This is a genomic window from Pseudomonas entomophila, assembly GCF_013523125.1.
GTDB lineage: Bacteria > Pseudomonadota > Gammaproteobacteria > Pseudomonadales > Pseudomonadaceae > Aquipseudomonas > Aquipseudomonas entomophila_B.
The window spans coordinates 1-21,585 of sequence record NZ_JAAMQJ010000001.1 but is presented as its reverse complement, the minus strand read 5'-3'; the positions used below and the strand labels follow the sequence as shown (position 1 = coordinate 21,585).

Sequence of the window (21,585 nt, the reverse complement as noted above, 5' to 3'; positions counted from 1 at the left end):
CGATGGGGAGTGGAGTGCGGCAGAACGCCGAAAGGAGGGGGGCATGAGGGGCTTGTATGTTAGAATTGGGCCCAAAATAGGCCCAAACCCTTCGTTGAGCCTGAATCACCCCTCTGAAAGCCCCGCAGGATAAGCTCTTGATCTCTACCGCCAACATCACCATGCAATTCGGTGCCAAGCCGCTGTTCGAAAACGTCTCGGTCAAGTTCAACAACGGCAATCGTTATGGCCTGATCGGCGCCAATGGTTGCGGCAAGTCGACCTTCATGAAGATTCTGGGTGGCGATCTGGAGCCTTCCGGCGGGCAGGTGATGCTCGAGCCCAACACCCGCCTGGGCAAGCTGCGCCAGGACCAGTTCGCCTACGAGGACTTCAGCGTCATCGACACGGTGATCATGGGCCACGAGCAGCTGTGGAAGGTCAAGGCCGAGCGTGACCGCATCTACTCGCTGCCGGAAATGACCGAAGACGACGGCATGGCCGTCGCCGAGCTGGAAACCGAATTCGCCGAGATGGACGGCTATACCGCCGAGTCCCGTGCCGGTGAGCTGTTGCTCGGCCTGGGCATCCCGCTGGAACAGCACTTCGGCCCGATGAGCGAAGTGGCGCCCGGCTGGAAGCTGCGTGTGCTGCTGGCCCAGGCGCTGTTCTCCGACCCGGACGTGCTGTTGCTCGACGAACCGACCAACCACCTGGACATCAACACGATCCGCTGGCTGGAAACCGTGCTGACCGCGCGCAACAGCACCATGATCATCATTTCCCACGACCGGCACTTCCTCAACAGCGTCTGCACCCACATGGCCGACCTGGACTATGGCGAGCTGCGCTTGTTCCCAGGCAACTACGACGAGTACATGACCGCCGCGACCCAGTCGCGCGAGCAACTGCTGGCCGACAACGCCAAGAAGAAAGCCCAGATCGCCGAGCTGCAGACCTTCGTCAGCCGCTTCTCGGCCAACGCCTCCAAGGCCAAGCAGGCCACGTCGCGGGCCAAGCAGATCGACAAGATCCAGCTGGCCGAGGTCAAGCCCTCGAGCCGGGTCAGCCCGTTCATCCGCTTCGAGCAGACCAAGAAGCTGCACCGCCAGGCGGTCACCGTCGAGAAGATGGCCAAGGCCTTCGACGACAAGGTGCTGTTCAAGGACTTCAGCTTCACCGTCGAGGCCGGCGAGCGCGTGGCGATCATCGGCCCCAACGGCATCGGCAAGACCACCTTGCTGCGCACCCTGGTCGGTGAGCTGACCCCGGACAAGGGCGTGGTCAAGTGGACCGACAGCGCCGAAGTCGGCTACTACGCCCAGGACCATGCCCACGACTTCGAGGATGACGTCAGCCTGTTCGACTGGATGGGGCAGTGGACCCAGGGCGAGCAGACGATTCGCGGCACCCTCGGCCGGATGCTGTTCTCCAACGACGAGATCCTCAAGTCGGTCAAAGTGATCTCCGGTGGCGAGCAGGGGCGCATGCTGTTCGGCAAGCTGATCCTGCAAAAGCCCAACGTGCTGGTGATGGACGAACCGACCAACCACCTGGACATGGAGTCGATCGAAGCGCTGAACCTGGCGTTGGAAAACTACCCAGGCACCTTGCTCTTCGTCAGCCACGACCGCGAGTTCGTCTCGTCCCTGGCCACGCGCATCATCGAGCTGAGCGCCGATGGCGTGGTGGACTTCAGCGGCACCTACGACGACTACCTGCGCAGCCAGGGCGTGCTGGTCTAAAGCCCGTCGCCCGGCCGACAGGCGATGCCTGATCCGGCCGGGCGAAGCTGATCCCTCCTGAGGACGCTGGCCCATGTCCCATGCCTTCACCTTGCTGCCGTCACCGGTAGGTGTATTGACCCTGGTGGCGTGTGACGGGTCCCTGGCCGCCGTGCTCTGGGAGCACGAACGGGCCAATCGCGTGGTGTTCGACGAACTGCATCGCGACGATGGAGATCCCGTGCTACGGGAAGCGAGCCGGCAGTTGGGCGAGTACTTCGGCGGTGAGCGTGAGCGCTTCGATCTGCCGTTGTCCTTTGCCGGCACGACCTTTCAGCGACAGGTCTGGCAGGCCCTACTGAGCATTCCGTTCGGCGAGACCCGCAGCTATGCCCAGATCGCCGCGCAGATCGGCAACCCGACGGCGGTACGCGCGGTCGGGGCGGCCAACGGACGCAACCCGATCTCGATCATCGCCCCCTGCCACCGGGTGATCGGCGCAGCGGGGGCCTTGACCGGGTTCGCGGGTGGGCTGGAGACCAAGCGGTACCTGCTGGATTTGGAGGCGCGGCAGGGCGGGTTGGGGTTCTAGGAGGCGGGATGGGTTTGAGCTGCAAGTCATGAGCTGCAAGCCTGGGGCTGCAAAATCTGCTGCATGGGGCAGGCCCTTCAGGGCTGGTTTCATGGGCCCGCAGGGCCCATGAAACCAGCCACCTTGGCGCTCAGGTGAACACGATTTCCCAACGGCACGCCCTAACTTGCCACTTGCCACTTGCCACTTGCCACTTGCCACTTGCCACTTGCCACTTGCCACTTGCCACTTGTCACTTGCCCTCAAGCCGGCAACGACGCCATGACCACCGCCTGCGCATCCCCCGTTACGGTGTCCAACAGCACCAGGCCCTCCTGAGTCTCGTCCAGCGCAACCAGCAACTGCCCCTGCGCATCCCAGGCCGCCGACCGCCCCGCAGCGACGAAGTCCTCCACCGGCCCGACGGTGTTGGCCATGACCACCGGCAGGCTCAGGCGCCGGGCCACGTCGGCGTAGTGCTCGAAGGCCTTCGGCAACCCCCGCGCCGCCTTGGCCACGCTCACCATGTACAGGTCGGCGCCCAGGGCCTGCGCCTGTTGCGCGTGGTTGAGAAACAGCGACTCGTGACAGATGGCCGGGGCCACGCGGCGGCCGCCGATGTCGATCAGCACGTGCTGGTTGCCCGGCACGAACCAGTGCAGCTCATCCTCGTGCAGACGTCGCTTGGCGTAGCTCAGCCGTGGCTGGCCAGCGCGCAGGATCGACATGCCGATGCGCACCCCTTGAATCCCCGAATAGGGCAGGCCCACGGCCATGCCGATGGACTGCGCGTCGCAGGCCGCCTGGAGGGTATCGAGCAGTGGCGTATTCTCGGCCTCCGACGCCTGTCGGGCCCTGCTCGGGAAGTACCCCGTCAGCGACAGTTCAGGAAACACCACCAGGTCGGCACCCAAGGCCTTGGCCTGCGTCAACCACCACAGGTGACGCTGGAGGTTGCCGGGCACATCGTCGTGGAGCGAGGCCATTTGTACGGCGCATATCTTCATGGTCGGTCGTCCTTGGCGAAGGCCGGTGCGTGAGAAAGCGGCGAGCATACGTGGGCACGCCCCAGATCACCAGCGCAACAGGTCGGCCCGTCTGGTGATTCGTCGGTGAGTCAGTGAGGGCATGACCGCGCCGGTCGCCTCACCAGGCCAGATGAACCAGCACCCCCCCGGCCAGGAGCAGCAGCATCACCCCGGAGGCGCGCTCCAGCCAGGGCAGGGCAGTGGTGAAGCGGGCCAGGACGCGGCGATGACCGATCGCCAGTGCGACCGCCAGGTCCCACACCAGCACTGCCATGAACATCCAGCTGCCATACGCCAGCTTCCAGCCCACGCTGGCCTGATCGCCGCCGACCAGGCTCGCCAGGCTCACGTAGAACAGCGCGTTCTTGGGGTTGAGCAGACCCGAGGCCAGGCCCATGCCGAAGGCTCGCCACCACCCGCTTCGACGATGCGTGGCCGAGGTCTCGCTGTCGAGCCCCAAGGGGCTGGCGCCGGCGTGGCGGATGAACAGCACGCCGATAGAGATCAGGTAGGCGCAGCCTGCCAGTTGCAGCAGCAGGAACAGGACGCTGTCGGGGTGCAGGAGCGTGACCCCGGTGAAGGCGGCGACGATGAACACCCCGTTGGCGAGCGCGATGCCCAGGCAGGCGCCACTGGCGACCCGGCCTCCGGCGGTGATCGAGGTGCGGGCGACCAGGAAGAAGTCGGGGCCGGGCGAGAGCAGGGCCAGGAAGTGGGCCAGGGCGATGAGGAAGAACTGTTCCATGCGGGGTCATCTCGGGCAGTCGGAAACCCCGAGAGTCTGCCGCCGAGCCAGGGCGGCGTATTGAAGATTATTGCACCGGCGCCGCTCGATACAGGCCAGGCGTCACCCCGGTATGGGCCTTGAAGACACGCTGGAAGTGACTCTGGTCGGCGAACCCGAGGCGGTAGGCGACCTCGGCCAGCGGCTGACCTTCGCGCAGCCACGCGCGGGCACGGTTGATGCGGGCATTGAGCTGATAGGCATGCGGCGTGAAGCCGGTGGCCTGGCGGAAGGCACGGATCAACTGATAACGGCCCAGGCCTGCGACCTGTGCCAGCTCGGCCAGAGGACGCTCGAGGTGATTGTCATCCATGCGCTGGAGCAAGGCCTGCAGCCTTCCGGCGTCCACGGACGGCCGCGCGCAGGGAAGCGCGGTGGCGAGCTGGGACAGGTCATGGTCACCGATGAATTCGATGACGGCCGCTTCCTTGGCCTGCGTCGAGGCGTCGGAAAACAGCAGGTCGTTGAGCGCGCAGAAGCGTCGATACAGCGAGGGGGAGCGGGCGATATGCACGGCATCGGTGCTGCAAAGCCCATCGACCTGCCATTCGCCACGCAGCGCATTCAGCCAGGCCGCGTCCAGGTGCAGCATCTGGTAGCTCCAGGCGCTCCCCGGCTCCGGGTTGCAGGCATGCAGGCGTTGCGCTGGCACGAAGACCAACGTGCCCGGCGTCAGGCGCTCGCGGCACGTGCCGGCGCCGTCGAAACGACTGTGGCCCAGGTCCACGGCGCCGATCGAGTAGGTCGGGTGGCTGTGGGCCTTGTAGCAGGCACGGCTGTGACAGGCGCGACGGCTCTCGATCCAGGGCATGGCCGGATCGCGCCAGAACGTTTCGAGCGGTGAAGACATGACATGACCTGGTCGGCGGACAGCTGCAGTCTAACGACGCAACGAAGGTCCGACCAGCGCTGCGACGAGCATTGGCCCACGGCAGACGGTTCAGGGCAGGAGGCTGGCGCGCCTGGTCATGGCGAGACGAACGCCAACCTGCTGGGCGACGCATATGGCCAATGCCTCAGAACTGCCACCGCACGCCGATGTTCCCCCCGCTGCGCGCCTGGTCGCGTGCATCCAGGTTGGCGCCGTAGCGCACCCCGGCATGCACGCTGAGCGCCTCGCTGATCTGTCCCACCACACCGACCTCCGCCTGCGCCGACGTCTGTCGGTAATCGGTCTTGATCCGGTCCACCCTGTCGAACACCACGGTGTCATGCCCACCTGCGGTGTGCAGTACATCCAGCTGCAGATAAGGCTGCACGACACGTTCACGGGTGCTGGCGAACCGGCCTTCCAGACGCACGCCCAGTCGGCCGGTCACCTCGGGCTGGCTGTCGAAGCCGATGTGCGAGGCGCTGTCGCGAGCCGAGTGCAGGTTCGTCTTCTGGGCGATGACCTGGGCCTGCGGCTCGACCGCCCAGTGTTCGGACAGGGTCAGCGGCTGGCCGGCTTCCAGTGAGGCAGTCCAGGCGTCACCGTCGAGGTCGATCCGTCCGCCCCGGTCGGAGCGGGCACGGCCGTCCAGATCGGTGTATTGCACCACGGCATCGACGTAGGCGCTGCCAGGCGTCACCAAGGTCCAATAGAGACCCGCGCTGTCCCCCTCCAGACGCAGGTCACCGACCTGGGTGTCCTGGCGGCCCAGCGCGAAGCCGCTCACGTCGCCTTCGAGCCGCCCATGGCCGACGTACACACCTACCTGCTGGCGGTACCCGCTTTCGACCCAAGCGTACAGGTCCTGACCTACCTTGAACCCGTACAGATCGCCGTCCAGCTGCGGGCTGACCGTACCAGACCACTGCTGGCGCAGGGTGCCGCCATAGGCCTGCCCCCAGCTGGCCGACAGCCCGCCATCGCCTTGCAGCAGACGCTGGTCACCCTGGCGCTGATGGAAACTGCCCAGTGTCTGGCGGGCGATCAGGCCGGCGCCGCGTGGCGCGGCCGCATACACGGCCACTTCCGGTCGGTACAGCGCAACGGCCTGTACTTCGGTGGCCGTGGGCAAGGGTGCCTGCCCGGGCGCCGGCGCGGCGATGGGTGTCTGCACCACCGGTGGCGGGGTGGGGACAGGATCGGGGTCGGTACCCGGATCGACGGGCGCCACCGGAGGCTGTTCAGGCGCCGGCGTGACAGGCGGTCCGGTCACCGCCGGCAGCGTCGAGCGCAGGTACCAGCTGTTTTCGCTGCCAGCGGTGACGCCCCCCTTGAACAGCCGGTAGTCATAGGCCCCCACCGACAGCACCTGGGTCTGGACGAAGGCATTGGCCGCGCTGGTGGCGCCGTCACGCGCCTCGACCACCTGGATGCCGTCGAGCTCGGTGACGGCGCCCGCGCCGTTCATGTTGTCGACCAGCAGGTTGGTAGTGCCGCTGATGCGCCCTCGACTCACCACCAGGCGGTCGGAGGGCGCATCATCGCCTGCCAGTACGCTGTCGACGCCGAAGCGTGCCGCCGTTGCCCGTGTAGTCGCCCTGGACCTCGAGACGGCCTTGCGCCTCATTGCCGCGCAGGTCGAGCGTCCCGGCGTTCACCACGCTGACGGTGCGGCCGACCGTGAAGGGTTGGAGGCTGCCGCTGCGGGACGCCACGGTGCTGCTCGCATCGATCTCGAAGAGGCCGCTGCCGGTTTCGGGGTCACCCAGGACCAGCGCGTCGTCCAGAACCAGGCGGCTGGCATCGGTCAAGGCGACCTGCTCGAACTGTCGGTACAATCCGCCGCCTATCGGTTGACTGGCTTCGAAGGTCAGACTGTCGTTGCCCAGGCCGCCGTCGATGACCGTCTGCAAGGTCTCGCCTGGCAGGTTGGCCACCCGTGCCGTGTCGTCCCCCGGACCGAGGTCCACGCGACCGCCGATGGTCCCGCCATCCCAGGTGAACTGGTCCTGGCCAAGGCTGAGCAGGACGTCCCCGCCGAGACTGCCGCCATGGATCAATACCTGATCGTCGCCACCGCTGACGCTGATGTTGCCGCCGATGCGCCCCTCGAAGACCTCGATAGAGTCTCGGTCGAAGGCGGTGATCAGGTTTCGTTCGATCTCTCCACCGCGCAGGATGAAGGTATTCTGGTCCAGCCGCATGTTGACGTTGCCGATCTGCCCGCCGTCCATCTCGGCATAGTCGCCGCTGTCGAAGGTGCCGACGATCCGCCCGCCGGTCATGTAGAACCGGTCGAGGCCGTCGCCCTGGTTGACGCTACCTTCGATGAGGCCGGCGCTCATGCGGAACACGTCGATCCCGGCGCCCTGGTTGACCGTGCCACCGATCCGTCCCGACGCCATCTCCACGGTGTCGGCGCCTGGGCCGAACGTCACGGCGCCGGCGATATCGCCCGTGCCGCCCGGGGGCAGGACGAGGCTGTTGTCGCCCGCCAGGTCAGTCAGCGAGGGGGCGCTGCCGCTGTCGCAGCGGTAGCTGTCGTTGCCCGCACCGGGCGTGAGGGTACAGGCCGCTTCGGCCACGGGCGCTGCGAGTGTGACCAGGGTGAGCGATCCCAGGGTAAGCCAGACAGGCTTGTGCATCGTGCATTCTCCGTCCGTCCTGCGGCCATGATCACTGCCGCGCAGCCTGCCGTGAGGGCTGTGGGGATCATGCCGGGGTTGTACAGAGGGCACTTGAGGACTGGCAACTGACAGAATTGTCTGGTGGCTTCAAGCCATCGTTTCAATCGCGGTAGAAGACCTGCACCAGGTGAAAGCCGAAGCGTGTCTTGATCGGCCCGTGGACCACCCGCAGCGGCTTCTTGAAGATGACCTGGTCGATGGCGCCCACCAACTGACCGGGGCGCACTTCACCCAGGTCACCGCCGCGCTTGCCGGACGGACAGGTGGAGCACTTGCGCGCCACCACGTCGAACGCCTCGCCCTTGGCGATGCGCTGCTTGAGCTGTTCGGCCTCGGCCGCCGTCTTGACCAGGATGTGACGCGCTTGTGCTTTCATGAAACGGTGCCTGAAGACCAAAGGGCGCGATTATGCCTGATGACGCCTGCGGGGGCCTACCTTGCGTCGATTGCCGGCGACAGGATCCCGCCGTTTCGTCGTCGGCCCCGGCCCTATCGCTGGCAAGCCAGCTCCCACAGGATGGACTGACGCTCACTTGGAAAAAGGATCATGGGCGCGGACACTGTGGGAGCTGGCTTGCCAGCGATAGGGTCCGGCCAGCCGCCGCCTTCCTCACCGCTAGCCCATGTGCGCTCACCCCACCTTCAACTCCGGACGATCCCGAAACTGCGCCAGCGCCTCCGGGTTGGCCAGCGCATCGGTGTTCTTCACCGGCAACCCATGCACCACGTTGCGCACCGCCAGCTCGACCAGCTTGCCGCTGAGGGTGCGCGGGATGTCGTCCACTTGCACGATCAGCGCCGGCACATGGCGCGGCGTGGTGAACTGGCGGATCACCTGGCGAATGCGCTGGCGCAACGCCTCGTCCAGCACCACCCCCTCACGCAGGCGCACGAACAGCACCACCCGCACATCGTCCTGCCACTGCTGGCCGATGGCGATGCTTTCCACCACGTCCTCGACCTTGTCCACCTGCCGGTAGATCTCGGCCGTGCCGATCCGCACGCCACCGGGATTGAGCACCGCATCGGAGCGTCCATGGATCTGCAAGCCGCCCTCGGCCTGTTCCTCGGCATAGTCCCCCTGGCACCAGACCCCCGCGAACTGCTCGAAGTACGCCGCCCGGTAGCGCGTGCCGTCCTGATCGCCCCAGAACCCCAGCGGCATGCTGGGAAACGGCTGGGTACACACCAGCTCGCCTTTCTCGCCCACCACTCGCTGGCCGGCTTCGTTCCACACCTCGACGGCCATGCCCAGCCCCTTGCACTGGATCTCGCCACGTCGCACCGGCAGGGTCGGGTTGCCCAGCACGAAGCAGGAGACGATGTCCGTGCCACCCGACATCGACGCCAGGCACAGGTCGGCCTTCAGGCGTCCGTACACGTAGTCGAAGCTTTGCGGCGACAGCGGCGAGCCGGTGGACATCAGCGTGCGCAGGCTGCCCAGGTCATGCGTGCGCATGGGTTCGAGGCCGTGCTGCTCCAGGCTCGCCAGGTACTTGGCGCTGGTGCCGAAGGCGGTGATGCGCTCAGCGTCGATCAGGTCCAGCAAGCGCTCGGGCCCAGGGTGGAAGGGCGAGCCGTCGAACAGCACCAGCGTGGCGCCGACCGCCAGCCCGCTGGCCAGCCAGTTCCACATCATCCAGCCGCAGGTGCTGTAGAAGAACAGCACGTCGTCGGCCTTCAGGTCGGCATGCAGGCCATGCTCCTTGAGGTGCTGCAGCAACACGCCGCCGGCGCGGTGGACGATGCACTTGGGCACGCCCGTAGTGCCGCTGGAATAGAGGATGTACAGCGGATGGTCGAAGGGCAGCGGCGTGAAGGTCGGCTCGCCGCCCGGCTGGTACCAGCCGTCCCACAGGCAGGTCGGGACGCCGCCGAAGGCCTCGGCCTCGGTTTGCGCACGGGTGTACGGCACCACCACCAGGCGCTCGACGCTCGGCAGCTGCGCCACCACCTGGTTGATCTTCTCCACCTGATCGATGGCTTTGCCCGCGTAGTGATAGCCCGCGCAGGCGATCAGCAGACGCGGCTCGATCTGGCTGAAGCGGTCGACGATCCCATGCACACCAAAGTCCGGCGAGGAGCTGGACCAGATCGCCCCCACGCTGGCGCAGGCCAGCATCGCCACCAGGGTCTCCCAGGTGTTGGGCATCACCGCCGCCACACGATCCCCCGGCTCGATGCCGGCCTCGCGCAGCGCCCGCTGCACGCCGGCCACATGGGCCGCCAGGGCCTTCCAGTCGAATACACGACGAGTACCGTCCTCGCGCACGCTCACCAGCGCCGGCTGCTCATCGCGCCGCCGCAGCAGGTGTTCGGCGTAGTTGAGGGTGCCGCCGGGGAACCAGCGCGCCTCGCCCAGCGTCGGGCCCTTTTCCAGGACGGCACGCGGCGGCGTGTTCCAGCGGACGTCGAAACACGTCACGATGGCCTGCCAGAACGCCTCGGGGTGCTCGACGCTCCAGCGGTGCAGGGCAGGGTAGCCGTCGAGCGACAGGCCGTGGGCGTGGTTGATCTGCTTGCGCAAGGCATCCATCCGGCTCTGGCTCACACGCTCGGCCGAAGGACGCCACAGAATCTGACTCATGGTCGACTGCTCCATTGGACTCGCAGGCCCAGCCTGGCGCTGGGCGAATTATTGTTGTCGTGCACACTATGCCAGTTCGCTCACTGGGCCAGCCAGCCACCGTCGACGTTCCAGGCCGCGCCGCGCACCTGGCTGCCGGCCTCGCTGCAGAGGAACAGCACCAGCTCGCCCAGGTGCTCCGGAGTCACGAAGGCACCGGAGGGCTGTTTTTCGGCCAGCAGCGCCTGCTGGGCATCGGCCAGCGTCTGGCCGTCGGCGGCGCGGGCGTCGATCTGCTGCTGCACCAGCGGCGTGAGCACCCAGCCGGGGCACAGCGCATTGCAGGTGACCGGACTGTCGGCGGTCTCCAGGCCAACCACCTTGGTCAGGCCGATCACGCCATGCTTGGCGGCCACGTAGGCGGCCTTGCCGACCGAGCCGACCAGGCCATGCACGGACGCGATGTTGACGATCCGACCCCAGCCGGCGGCGCGCATGCCAGGCAGGGCGAGGCGGGTGCAGTGGAAGACCGCCGACAGGTTCAGCGCGATGATCCGGTCCCAGGCCTCGGGCGCGAACCATTCGACCGGCGCGACATGCTGGACGCCGGCATTGTTGACCAGGATGTCCAGGCGACCGATCTGTAGTTGGATCTGTTCGAACAGCGCTTCGATCTGGATCGGATCGCTCAGGTCGGCCGGCAGGTGCCAGACCTGCGTACCATGGGCCGCCACCGCCTCGACCGCTGCCAGGGCGTCGCCGAAGCCGGTGAGCACCACGTCGGCGCCCGCCCGCGCCAAGGCATGGGCGATGCCCAGGCCGATGCCGCTGGTCGAACCGGTGACGAGGGCCGTTTTACCGCGCAGGTCCATGCCGTGCTCCTTGTTGGCAAAAGGTAGCGACAGCGTAGTCCTTATCGGGCGTAGATGGGCAGGCGTGGCGGGGAGCAGACGAAGATTGGCGGATCAGCCGCTGTCGGGGCAGGGCGAGGGACATGAGGGCATGCAGTCCGGGCCGAGGCCAGCGCCCAAACGCACACGGGGCAGGCTGCAATTTCCATCAGCGTCTCTGTCCAGAGGGTCTGGATCAGCGACAGGAGGAAAACGTGCAGCCTGCCCCGTGCGGGGTGCAGCGAGGACGGATCAGTCCTGGCGGCTGGTCACTTCCAGCAGGTGGTAGCCGAACTGGGTCTTGACCGGACCTTGCACGGTGTTGACCGGAGCGCTGAAGACCACGGTGTCGAATTCCTTGACCATCTGGCCCGGACCGAACGAGCCCAGATCACCGCCCTGGCGGCTGGATGGGCAAGAGGAGTTGTCCTTGGCCACTTGGGCGAAATCGGCGCCTGCTTCGATCTGGGCCTTGAGTTCGTTGCACTTCTCTTCGCTGTTGACCAGGATGTGACGGGCGGTGGCGCGTGCCATGGGAAAGACTCCTTCAAGTAAAACGACAGCCTAGCGCATCTGCACAGGCGGTGTCTCGTGGCGCGTGACACCGCCTGTGCATTCATCCACGGCGTGCCGCGTCGAGCAGCGCCGCTTCGGTCGAGGCCCAGCCCAGGCAGCCATCGGTGATCGACACGCCGTATTTCAGCGGCCCCTTGCCCAGCGCCTGACAACCGTCGAACAGGTGGCTTTCGAGCATCACCCCCACCAGCGAGCGGTCACCGGCCTCGCGCTGGGTTAGTACCTCGCGCAGCACTGCCGGTTGCCGGGCCGGGTCCTTGCCACTGTTGGCGTGGCTGCAATCGACTACGATACGCGCCGGCAACCCGGCCTTGGCCAGCCCCTGGCGCGCCTGGGCGACGCTGTCGGCGTCGTAGTTCGGGCCCCGGTGTCCGCCGCGCAGGACCAGGTGGGTGTCCGGGTTGCCGAGGGTCTCGACGATCGCCGGGAAGCCTTGGGCATCGATGCCGAAGTGCCGGTGCGCATGGGCCGCGCTGCGGATCGCGTCGCAGGCGATGGCCACGCCGCCGTCGGTGCCGTTCTTGAACCCTACCGGCAGGCCGAGGCCGCTGACCAGTTCGCGGTGGATCTGCGACTCGGTGGTCCGCGCGCCGATGGCCGCCCAGCTCAGCAGGTCGTCGAAGTAGCCGGCGGCCATCGGCTGCAGCAGTTCGGTGGCCACCGGCAGGCCGCGTTCGAGCATGCCGAGCATCAGCCCGCGCGAGACGCTCAGGCCCGTGTGCATGTCGTCGCTGCCGTCCAGGTGCGGGTCGTAGGCCAGGCCTTTCCAGCCCACCGTGGTGCGTGGTTTCTCGACGTAGGCGCGCATGACCAGCAGCAGGCGGTCGCCGAGCGTGTCGCTCAAGGCGGCCAGACGGTCGGCGTACTCCAATGCGGCGCGCGGGTCGTGCAGGGAGCAGGGACCGACGATCACCAGCAGGCGTGAATCTCGGCCTTCGAGAATGGCACGCACCGCCTGGCGGTGGCGTTCGACCTGCTGGGCCAGGGCGGTGGACAGTGGCATCTGCTGCTTGAGCAGGTGCGCGCTGGGCAGGCGGCGGCTGACGACGGTGTTGGCAGCTTGGGGTTGGGTCAGGGGCAGGGCGGCGGTAGAAGCGTGCATGGCAAGGTTCCTTGGGGCGGACAGCGGGGCATGGCCCGCGCTGTCGGCCCTATCGAGGTGTTCGACAGATGGCCGGTGAGGCGATGGGTGATGAAGTGCCACCTGTGGAGGACCGAACGGAGGCGGCAGGCTGGCCCGAACGGGATTGGCTAAATCGCCAGGCAGAGCGCTGGTAACGGTCGTAGGTGCAGGTCATGTCGGTATCCTCGGTGTGAAGCGGTGTGAAAGGCCCTGAAACGCAAAACCCCCGGTCGGAGGGCCGACCGGGGGTTGAGTAGTCTCATATCGGCGGCCCCTCGAAGGTGGGCGCCGGTGTGGGTATCAGCGGCGCCTGTGGCTAAACCAATACCCAAAATAGCTGCAGCCACGCGTCTCGCGGCCGGCCACGGCCAGCACGGCGCGCGCAGGGCGGGCAGTGTGATCGGCGAGGTGGCGAAGGCTGTGGGACATAGGTGCGCTCCAGTGAATGAGCCCGAGCTTACGTCAGCGGTAGGGCGGGGATCAATGGCTTTTTGGCCAGAGGCGGTATTTTTCCTACAAACCTAATGTGGGCTTGCCTGCGATGCAGGCGGTGACAGGGCGGACGCTATCGCGGGCAAGCCCCACACAGGGGGCTCGCCATCGTGCTGCTGCCTGCTCGAAAGGGGTGCCTGTGGGAGCTGGCTTGCCAGCGATGGGGCCTGTGCATTCACCTCAAGGCTGCCAGGCCAGTGTCCAGCCTGGCGGCCATGTGTTGGCTTTACTACCATTATCGCGGGCCGGCCGTACCCATCAGCCCATGCGGCCGGGCATGTACCAAGTAGAAAAAGACAGTTGCTCCCACAGGTCCGGTGAGCGGCCCCAGCAACGCGTACTTCACAGGCGCGCTTCCCCCTCAAGCCTTCGGCACGCCCCGCCCATCACCTCCCGCTCCCTGGCCTCCCTCCGCCAACCGATGCCGCAGGTGCCCCTGGTCATCCAGCAACCACGCATCCATCACCTCGCGCACCACCGGCCCGGCCACGCGCCCGCCGGCCTCGCCGTTCTCGATCATCACCGCCACCACGATCTCCGGCCGCTCCGCCGGCGCGAAACCGACGAACAAGGCGTTGTCGCGATGCCGTTCCAGGGTCTTGTTGCGGTCGTAGCGCTCGCCTTGGCGGATCGCTACCACCTGCGCGGTGCCGCTCTTGCCGGCGATGCGGTACTGCGCGCCCGCCGCCGCGGCCCGGGCGATGCCGCGTGGATCGTGCATGACCATCTGCATGCCCTGGTTGACCTGGTCCCAGGCATGGGCGTCGTGCAACTTGATGTCGGGCATCGGGTTGGGGTCGATCGGGGCCTGGCCGTCCACCGTCAGGGCCAGGTGCGGCCGGTGCCAGACGCCCTTGCTCGCCAGCAGGCTGGTGGCCTGGGCCAGCTGCAGCGGGGTCACCTGCATGTAGCCCTGGCCGATGCCGAGGATCAGCGTCTCGCCCGGGAACCACGCCTGGCGCCGGGTCGCGCGCTTCCACTCGGCCGACGGCATCAGGCCGGGCGATTCCTCGAACATGTCCAGCGACACCTTCTGGCCCAGGCCGAATGCGTTCATGTAGTCGTGCAGGCGGTCGATCCCCAGCTTGTGCGCCAGGTCGTAGAAGTAGGTGTCGTTGGAGCGCATGATGGCCGTGTACATGTCCACCCAGCCGTCGCCGCTGCGGTTCCAGTTGCGGTACTTGTGCGCGTAGTTGGGCAGCTCGTAGTAGCCAGGGTCGAACACCCGGTTGCTCGGCGTGGTCGCGCCGCTGTCCAGTCCGGCGATGGCCACCTCCGGCTTGATGGTCGAGCCAGGGGCGTACAGCCCGCGCAGCACCCGGTTGAACAGCGGCCGGTCGATCGAGTCGCGCAGGGCCGCGTACTGCTTGAAGCTGATGCCCTTGACGAACAGGTTCGGGTCGAACCCTGGGTTGCTGACCATCGCCAGCACGTCGCCGCTGCTCGGGTCCAGCGCCACCACCGCACCACGGCGATCACCCAGGGCCTTCTCGGCGGCCATCTGCAGGTGCGCATCCAGGGTCAGCACCAGGTCCTTGCCGGGCGTCGGGTCCTGGTGGCGCAACACCCGCATGACCCGGCCTTGGGCGTTGGTCTCGACCTCCTCGTACCCCACGTGCCCGTGCAGTTCGGGTTCGTAGAAGTGCTCGATTCCGGTCTTGCCGATCGACTGGGTGCCGCGGTATTCGGTGCTGTCGAGGCGCTTGGCCTCCTGCTCGTTGATCCGTCCGACGTAGCCCACCGAGTGAGCGAAGTGCTCGGCCAGCGGGTACTCGCGGATGAACTGTGGCTCGACCTCCAGCCCCGGCAAGCGGAACTGGTTCACCGCGATCAGCGCGATCTGCTCCTCGCTCAGGCCCACCATCAACGTCACCGGCTCGAACGGCTTGCGGCCCCGGCGCAGGTCCTTGTCGAATCCCTGGCGGTCGTCGGGGTCCAGCGTGAGGATCTGCGCCAGGGTGTCGAGCACCTGGGCCACCTGGGCCGTGTTGCCGGCGCGCTCGCGGGTCAGGGTCAGGTTGAAGCTGGGCTTGTTGTCGGCCAGCACCACGCCATTGCGGTCGTAGATCAGGCCGCGCTCGGGCGGGATCGGCAGCACGTGCACCCGATTGTTCTCCGATACCGCGCTCTGTTGGTCATGCTGCACCACTTGCAACACGTAGAGCCGGCCGATGAGCGTGGCGGCCAGCAGCAGCACCAGCGTGGCGCAGACCAGCACACGGCGATTGACCAGAGTTTTTTCGGAGTCGTGGTCCTTGAGCGGGATCGGTTGGGGCATCGGTGGCGATGAGTCCAGGGCAGGCGCGCGAGCGGCAAGGCGGGCAGGGCGGGTGAACGGGCGGTGAATCCTACGCATCCCGCCCAGGCGGCTCAACGCTGGTACGTCCGGTGCCGGTGGCCTGGGGCGTGAGGTGCCCTGGCGGCGGGCATTTGCGCTGACATGAAGGTTTGTTCATGTGGCGCGCAGGCCGTGGGTCGAGTGGGACCTGATTGCAGTGAATGGTTTTGTGGGCCCGCAGGGCCCACCCCTGTCAGTCGACTGCATAACCATGGGCGAGGGGGCCGGCCTGCGCCACTCACACCTGCAACAACAGCAACGCCCCCAGCAGCGCCGGTGGCATCACCACCACGCCCAGCCGCAGGAAGCGCCAGGCGCTGACCTGCTCCCCCTCGCGGCGGATCGCCACCAGCCACAGCAAGGTCGCCAGGGAACCGGTGATCGACAGGTTCGGCCCCAGGTCCACCCCGATCAGCAAGGCCGCCGTGGTCTGCCCCGGCAGGTGCGCCAGTTGCCCGATCGACCCGGCGATCAGCCCGCTGGGCAGGTTGTTCATCAGGTTGCTGGCGATCGCCACGATGATCCCCGCCGCCCAGCTCGCCTGTGTCGGCGAGGCCTGAGCCAGTGCCGCCAGAGCCTGGGCCAGGCGCTCGATGACCCCGGTGGCGGCCACCGCCTCGACCAGCACGAACAACCCGGCCACCAGCGGCAATACCCCCCAGGACACGTGGCGTGCCACCGGCCAGGGGCTGCGTCGCTGGAAGAGGTGCACCAGCACGGCCGTCGCCAGCCCCGCGCAGAAGGTCGGCAGCCCCAGCGCGACGTCCAGCGCCGAGGCCGTCAGCAGCACCGCCGCGGTCGCCGCGATCCCCCAGGCGCACAGGCGCGCACCGATCGGCAGGGGAGTGATCTCGATGTCCAAAGCCAGCGGGCGGCGCAACTGGCGGCCCTGGGTCAGGCGCAAGGCCAGGTAGGTCAGGCCGATGGCTGCCAGCGACGGTAGGCTGAACTGCCGCAACCAGTCCAGCAATGGCGGCATGTGGCTGCCGAACACCACCAGGTTGGCCGGGTTGGAGATCGGCAGCACGAAGCTCGCCGCGTTGGCGATGAACGCGCAGATGAACAGGTACGGCAGCGGTTCGGCCTTGGCCGCCTTGCACGCCGCGTACACCGCCGGGGTCAGCACCACCGCCGTGGCATCGTTGGAGAGAAACACCGTGACCAGCGTGCCCACCCCGAACACCAGGTCGAACAGGCGCTGGCCCGACCCCTTGGCATGGCGCACCGCATACCGCGCCAGCCAGTCGAACAGCCCCTCCTGGCGCGCCAGCTCGGCCAGCACCATCATGCCGATCAGGAACAGGTAGACATCGCCTCCCATGCGCACGGCGTCGAGCGCCGCGCGCGGCGTGATCAGGCCAAGCAGCGTGAGCAGCAGCGCGCCGCCCAGGGCCCAGGCGTACTCGGGCACCCGCCACGGCCGCAGGATGACGCCCGCGGTGGCCACGGCGGCCACGCCCCAGATGATCCAGGATGGAGTGATCGTCGACATACGGGCGCTCAGCTCCCTGCCACGGGACGCAAGCCCGGCTCGGTGTCCGCAGACGCGGCACACTGGCCGCTTTCCGGCATCGCCAGCCACAGCAGCAGGAAGGCCACCGTCGCGATGCCCGCCAAGGTCAGGAAGGCCGCGTCATACCCGGCCGACTGCACCACCAGCCCGGCGATACCGGGACTCAGCGCGGCGCCCAGGCCGAAGATCGCGGTCAACGCCCCCAGACTGACGTTGAAGCGCCCCGAGCCTTCGGTCAGGTCCTTGACCACGATGGGGAACACCGCACCGAAGATCCCGGCGCCTATCCCGTCGAGCAGTTGCACGCCCACCAGCCAGAACGGATTGTCCGACAGCACGTACAAGGCCCCGCGCAGCGGCAGGATCAGAAAGCCCAGCAACAGCAGCGGCTTGCGCCCCCACACCTCGGCCTTGGCACCCACCAGCAGGGCCATCGGCACCATCACCAGCTGCGCCGCGACGATGCACGCCGAGGTCAGCGGCGTGGCCAGCTTGAGGTCCACCTGCGACAGCTTCTGGCCCACCAGGGGCAGCATCGCCGCATTGGCCAGGTGAAACAGCGCGCAGCAGGCCGCGAACACCAGCAAGGGCCGATTGTGCAGCAGAAAGGCGAAGCCGGCCGGGTGAGCGCCGTCGTCGTGCGACAGGCCACGGGCACGCTGGTGATCGATGGCCTTGGCCGGCACCCGGCTCACGGCCACCATGCTGGCCACGGTCATCACCGCCATCAGGTAGAACACCACCACTGGCCCGAAGGCGTAGGACAGGCCGCCCGCCAACAGCGCCGAGCAGGCGTTGCCGGCATGGTTGAAGGTTTCGTTGCGGCCGATGCGTCGGGTGAAGGCTTTCGGCCCGGTGATGCCGAGGGTGATCGCCGCGATGGCCGGCGCGAACACCGATCCGGCGATCGCGCTGACCGTCTGGGTCAGGGCCACCAGCCCGAACGAATCGATCATCGGCAGCAGCAGGCAGCTACCGGTCACCAGCACGGCGGCGACCACTACCACGGCGCGCTTGGCCGTGATGCGGTCGATCAACGCGCCAGCCGGGGTCTGCGCCAGCAGGGCGGCGACCCCCGCCACGGTCATGACCAGGCCGATGCTCGCCGGTTGCCAATGGTGCACGGCCAGCAGGTAGATCGCCAGGTACGGACCGAGCCCATCGCGCACGTCGGCGAGAAAGAAGTTCAGCCAGTCCAGGGGTGGGTTGCGAGGGGTGGAAGGCGCAGTGTTGTCCACGGGGGCGGTACTCGGAAAAGGGGTCAATGAACACCCGTGGTCCACCTGCGTCTGGCCGACGGGCGTCGGCGACGGGAGGCTCAGCTTCCTTGGCAAGGGGCACGACGGTTCGAGTCCACACGGCTCGCGCCACCGGCAGCATCGATGCCGGAAACGTCGCTGGAAGGTGGGAGCCTCTGTGCAAAATGACCGTCGCCCGAGGCCTGTGGTTCCACCCTCGCGCGGTCGACGTGCAGGCCCCCGCTACCGGTGACCTGCACGACCCTGCCGTGCGCCTGGAGCAACGCGCCTCAGCCCGCTTCGGAAAAGTCCGCCACCGCCACCGTGCGGCGGAACCCGGCGGTCAGCACGCCCAGGTACACCACCCCGAGCAGGAACCAGCCCACCCCGATCGCCAGGGTCAGGCCGGACAGGCTGGTCCACAGCCACAGGGTCAAGGCCAAGCCTACCAGCGGTACCCCGCCGTGCAGGCCCCAGCGCCGCGGCTGCTCTGGGGCCGGAGTGGCCAGCAGGTGCGTGCGCAGCACCGCCAGGTTGACCGCGGAGAAGGCCACCAGCGCGCCGAAGCTGATCAGCGAGGCCAGCGTGCCCAAGTCGACGAACAACGCCGCCAGCGACACCACCGACACCATCAGGGTGGCATTGAGCGGCGTGCCGAAGCGCGGCGATAGCGTGCCGAACAGCCGCGCCGGCAGCAACCGGTCGCGCCCCATGCTGTACAGGATGCGCGACACGGCGGCCTGGGAGGCCAGCGCCGAGCCCAGGTTGCCGGTGACGAAGGCCGCGGTGAAGAAGCTGGCCAGGAAACTGCCACCGGCCTTGAGCATCACCTCGTTGGCGGCGGCGTCCGGGTCGGCGAAGTGGCTGCCAGGCAGCACCAGCTGGCTCAGGTAGGCCAAGGCGGTGAACAGCGCGCCGGCCAGCAGCGTGGTCAGCACGATGGCGCGGGGCACGTCGCGGCGCGGATCGCGGGTCTCCTCGGCCAGGGTCGACACGGCGTCGAAGCCCAGGAACGACAGGCAGAGGATCGCCGCGCCGGCCATCAGCGGCGCGAAGCCCGGTTGGCTGCCATCACCCAGCAGCGGGCCCAGGTAGTCGATCGGCGCGCGGTCCAGCGAGGCCCAGGACAACGCCACGAACACGGCGATGAACACCAACTGGGCACCGACGATCAGGTTGCTGGTCTTGGCCACCGAGCGGATGCCGCCGATGTTGAGCAGCGTCACCAGGACGATCGACGTCAGCACGAAGACCCAGGCCGGCACCGCCGGGAAGGCGATGTGCAGGAACAGTCCGATCAGCAGGTAATTGATCATCGGAATGAACAGGTAGTCCAGCAGCAACGACCAGCCGGCCAGGAACCCGGCGTTCGCGCCGAAGGCGATGTGCGTGTAGGAATAGGCCGAGCCCGCCACCGGGTGACGGCGCACCATGATGCCGTAGGAGGTGGCGGTGAACAGCATGGCCAGCAGGGTCACCAGGTAGGCCCCGGCCGTCCGCCCGCCGGTGATCTGGGTGACGATGCCGTACGTGGTGAAGACGGTCAGCGGCACCATGTACACCAGGCCGAAGAAGACCAGCGCGGGCAGCGTGAGCACGCGGCGCAGCTGCGGATCGGGAAGGGGAGAAGGCGAAGTGGCGCTGTGGCTCATGAGTCGTGTCCCATTCTTGCTTTTTTGTAGGGAAGTGCGCGAAGGCATGGCGTGGCGACGAAGGCGTGTCGCCAGGGGCACGCTATCACCGAGGCGGGCAGGCGTCAGGTTAAACCTGCATGCACGGCTGCAAGCGACGTTTGCCGGGCTGCCCGCCTGGCGCCTATTGCGCCCAGGCCGGATCGGTGGTGAAGGCGATGGTCAGCCAGCGGTTGGCATCATCACCGCCGATGGCTTCGCCAACGTGGTCGCGCAGGATGTCCCATTGCTCGAGCGTCTGTGCCGGCCAACCATTGGGGACGATGAAGTAGATCTCGATCTGCCGGGCTCGCCCGACCTTGGCCACGTAGGTCTGGTGGCCCAGGAAGCCTTCCTCGGCCACCACACGCGCGGCAATCGCATCGACCTGCTGCTTGAGCTCGGTGGGCGTCAGCATCAGCACGTCGGAGAACGCCTGGTGCAGGGTCTTGAGCGGCAGCGGCACCAGGCAGGCGCAGATCACCGCCAGCACCGCCGGGTCGATGTAGGGCAGCAGCCAGGCCCAGGGCGTGTCTTCGAGGAGCAGTCCGATGGCGAAGGCCATCAGCAGGGCTGCCGAGATGCTCCCGGACATGACCCAGGTCTTCACGTCCAGGGCGACGAACTCCGAACGCAGTGTCTGGTTGGCCTTGTGCGCGTACAACGTCATGCCCGTGCAGACCACCACCGCCACCAGGGCGTAGAGCACGGCGTAGTCGAAATGCAGGGGCTGACCACCATCCAGCAGGCTGCCGATGGCGTTGATCAGCGCATACAGCGACACCGCGCACAGCAGCGTGCCGTTGAGCATCAGCACCATCGGTTCGAGGTGCCAGAAACCCATGTTGAAGCGCTCGCCCAGCTTGCGACTGGCCGCGCCGGAGCCGGTGTGTCGTCCGATCAGCGAGGTCACCGCCAGGGCCAGGCCGCTCATCAGCGCGTCGATCAGCGAGTAGAACCCGTCGAAGACGATGGAGAACGAGCCGGACAGCAGCCCGGAGACGATCCCGAACACGGCCAGCAGCACGGTGCAGACGATCGAGAGCTTGAGGACGGCGGATTCGGTCCACACGGTAGGGAGGTCCTTGTACGGGGAAGAAAAAGGTACAGTGAAACGGAACAGTCTTGGTGGTGCCGGGAGAGGCGTCAATGTGCGTGGTCGCACAGGGTGTTTGCAGAGAGGAAGGGGGGAGGCGGTGGCAGGTGGGTATCAGGTGCTGCGTTTCGGTCAGATGGCACGTGCCTGGGAGAGACGGCGGGGCGGATTTCACGGGCCCTGTGGGCCCGATCGCGGCACAGGGGCCGCTCCCACACAGATTGCGTTTGCCTGCATGACCTGCGGGTGTTCAAAAGCGACCCCGGGGCCGGGCGACAGCTCGATTTTACAGACAAACGCGATCCCCTGTGGGAGATTCTATGGTAATTGCCAAGCGCTCAAGCGGCTTTTGGACGATATTCCTCTCCGCTTCTGATCAGGGCAAAGACCACCCGAGCCAGCTTGCGGGCCAGCATGACCAGGACTTGAGTCTTTTTAA

The 21,585-nt window shown here is 67.1% G+C and carries 15 protein-coding genes and 1 pseudogene; 2 read left to right on the top strand and 14 right to left on the bottom strand.

Going from position 1 to position 21,585, the window contains the following annotated elements:
• Positions 1-137: 137 nt before the first annotated feature.
• Both G7007_RS00080 and G7007_RS00075 read left to right on the top strand, forming a co-directional pair.
• Positions 138-1,724: an ABC-F family ATPase gene (locus G7007_RS00080; RefSeq protein ID WP_181098460.1), complete on the top strand. Its 1,587-nt coding sequence runs from the start codon at positions 138-140 to the stop codon at positions 1,722-1,724.
• Positions 1,725-1,797: 73 nt separating this feature from the next.
• Positions 1,798-2,295: a methylated-DNA--[protein]-cysteine S-methyltransferase gene (locus G7007_RS00075; RefSeq protein ID WP_181098458.1), complete on the top strand. Its 498-nt coding sequence runs from the start codon at positions 1,798-1,800 to the stop codon at positions 2,293-2,295.
• Between the two features lie 242 nt (positions 2,296-2,537).
• Here the strand turns inward: G7007_RS00075 and G7007_RS00070 are convergent, their stop codons facing one another.
• The 14 genes and pseudogenes from G7007_RS00070 to G7007_RS00005 form a co-directional block, all read right to left on the bottom strand.
• The gene (locus G7007_RS00070) at positions 2,538-3,281 is read right to left on the bottom strand and encodes a carbon-nitrogen hydrolase family protein (RefSeq protein WP_181098457.1); all 744 of its coding nucleotides are present in this window, start codon (positions 3,279-3,281) and stop codon (positions 2,538-2,540) included.
• A 139-nt stretch (positions 3,282-3,420) separates the two neighbouring features.
• Positions 3,421-4,047: a LysE family translocator gene (locus tag G7007_RS00065; protein ID WP_181098455.1), complete on the bottom strand. Its 627-nt coding sequence runs from the start codon at positions 4,045-4,047 to the stop codon at positions 3,421-3,423.
• 67 nt (positions 4,048-4,114) lie between these two features.
• A complete protein-coding gene (locus tag G7007_RS00060) occupies positions 4,115-4,936 on the bottom strand; it encodes a helix-turn-helix domain-containing protein (protein ID WP_181098453.1) in 822 nt (273 codons plus the stop codon).
• Positions 4,937-5,102: 166 nt separating this feature from the next.
• Positions 5,103-7,602: pseudogene (locus G7007_RS00055) on the bottom strand (autotransporter family protein).
• Positions 7,603-7,744: 142 nt separating this feature from the next.
• Entirely contained in the window at positions 7,745-8,020 is a 276-nt protein-coding gene (locus G7007_RS00050; RefSeq protein WP_181098451.1) for a peptidylprolyl isomerase, read from the bottom strand.
• Positions 8,021-8,275: 255 nt separating this feature from the next.
• Entirely contained in the window at positions 8,276-10,231 is a 1,956-nt protein-coding gene (locus G7007_RS00045; protein ID WP_181098449.1) for an acetoacetate--CoA ligase, read from the bottom strand.
• 80 nt (positions 10,232-10,311) lie between these two features.
• Positions 10,312-11,082, bottom strand: coding sequence for a 3-hydroxybutyrate dehydrogenase (locus tag G7007_RS00040; RefSeq protein WP_181098448.1), 771 nt, complete (start codon positions 11,080-11,082; stop codon positions 10,312-10,314).
• A 270-nt stretch (positions 11,083-11,352) separates the two neighbouring features.
• Complete coding sequence (locus G7007_RS00035; RefSeq protein WP_181098446.1) at positions 11,353-11,634, bottom strand: peptidylprolyl isomerase; 282 nt, start codon at positions 11,632-11,634, stop codon at positions 11,353-11,355.
• An 82-nt stretch (positions 11,635-11,716) separates the two neighbouring features.
• Positions 11,717-12,778, bottom strand: a complete 1,062-nt coding sequence (locus G7007_RS00030; RefSeq protein ID WP_181098445.1) for a 3-deoxy-7-phosphoheptulonate synthase — start codon at positions 12,776-12,778, stop codon at positions 11,717-11,719.
• Between the two features lie 874 nt (positions 12,779-13,652).
• Positions 13,653-15,569: a penicillin-binding protein 2 gene (gene mrdA, locus G7007_RS00025; protein ID WP_181098443.1), complete on the bottom strand. Its 1,917-nt coding sequence runs from the start codon at positions 15,567-15,569 to the stop codon at positions 13,653-13,655.
• Positions 15,570-15,867: 298 nt separating this feature from the next.
• Positions 15,868-17,121 carry an arsenic transporter gene (locus G7007_RS00020; RefSeq protein WP_181098441.1) on the bottom strand — a complete coding sequence of 418 codons (1,254 nt, stop codon included), beginning with the start codon at positions 17,119-17,121 and terminating at the stop codon, positions 15,868-15,870.
• Positions 17,122-17,129: 8 nt separating this feature from the next.
• Positions 17,130-18,380 carry an MFS transporter gene (locus tag G7007_RS00015; protein WP_181098440.1) on the bottom strand — a complete coding sequence of 417 codons (1,251 nt, stop codon included), beginning with the start codon at positions 18,378-18,380 and terminating at the stop codon, positions 17,130-17,132.
• Positions 18,381-18,670: 290 nt separating this feature from the next.
• Positions 18,671-20,032 carry an APC family permease gene (locus G7007_RS00010; protein ID WP_181098438.1) on the bottom strand — a complete coding sequence of 454 codons (1,362 nt, stop codon included), beginning with the start codon at positions 20,030-20,032 and terminating at the stop codon, positions 18,671-18,673.
• Between the two features lie 163 nt (positions 20,033-20,195).
• On the bottom strand, positions 20,196-21,122 hold the full coding sequence (locus tag G7007_RS00005) for a cation diffusion facilitator family transporter (RefSeq protein WP_181098436.1): 927 nt from the start codon (positions 21,120-21,122) through the stop codon (positions 20,196-20,198).
• Positions 21,123-21,585: the final 463 nt, after the last annotated feature.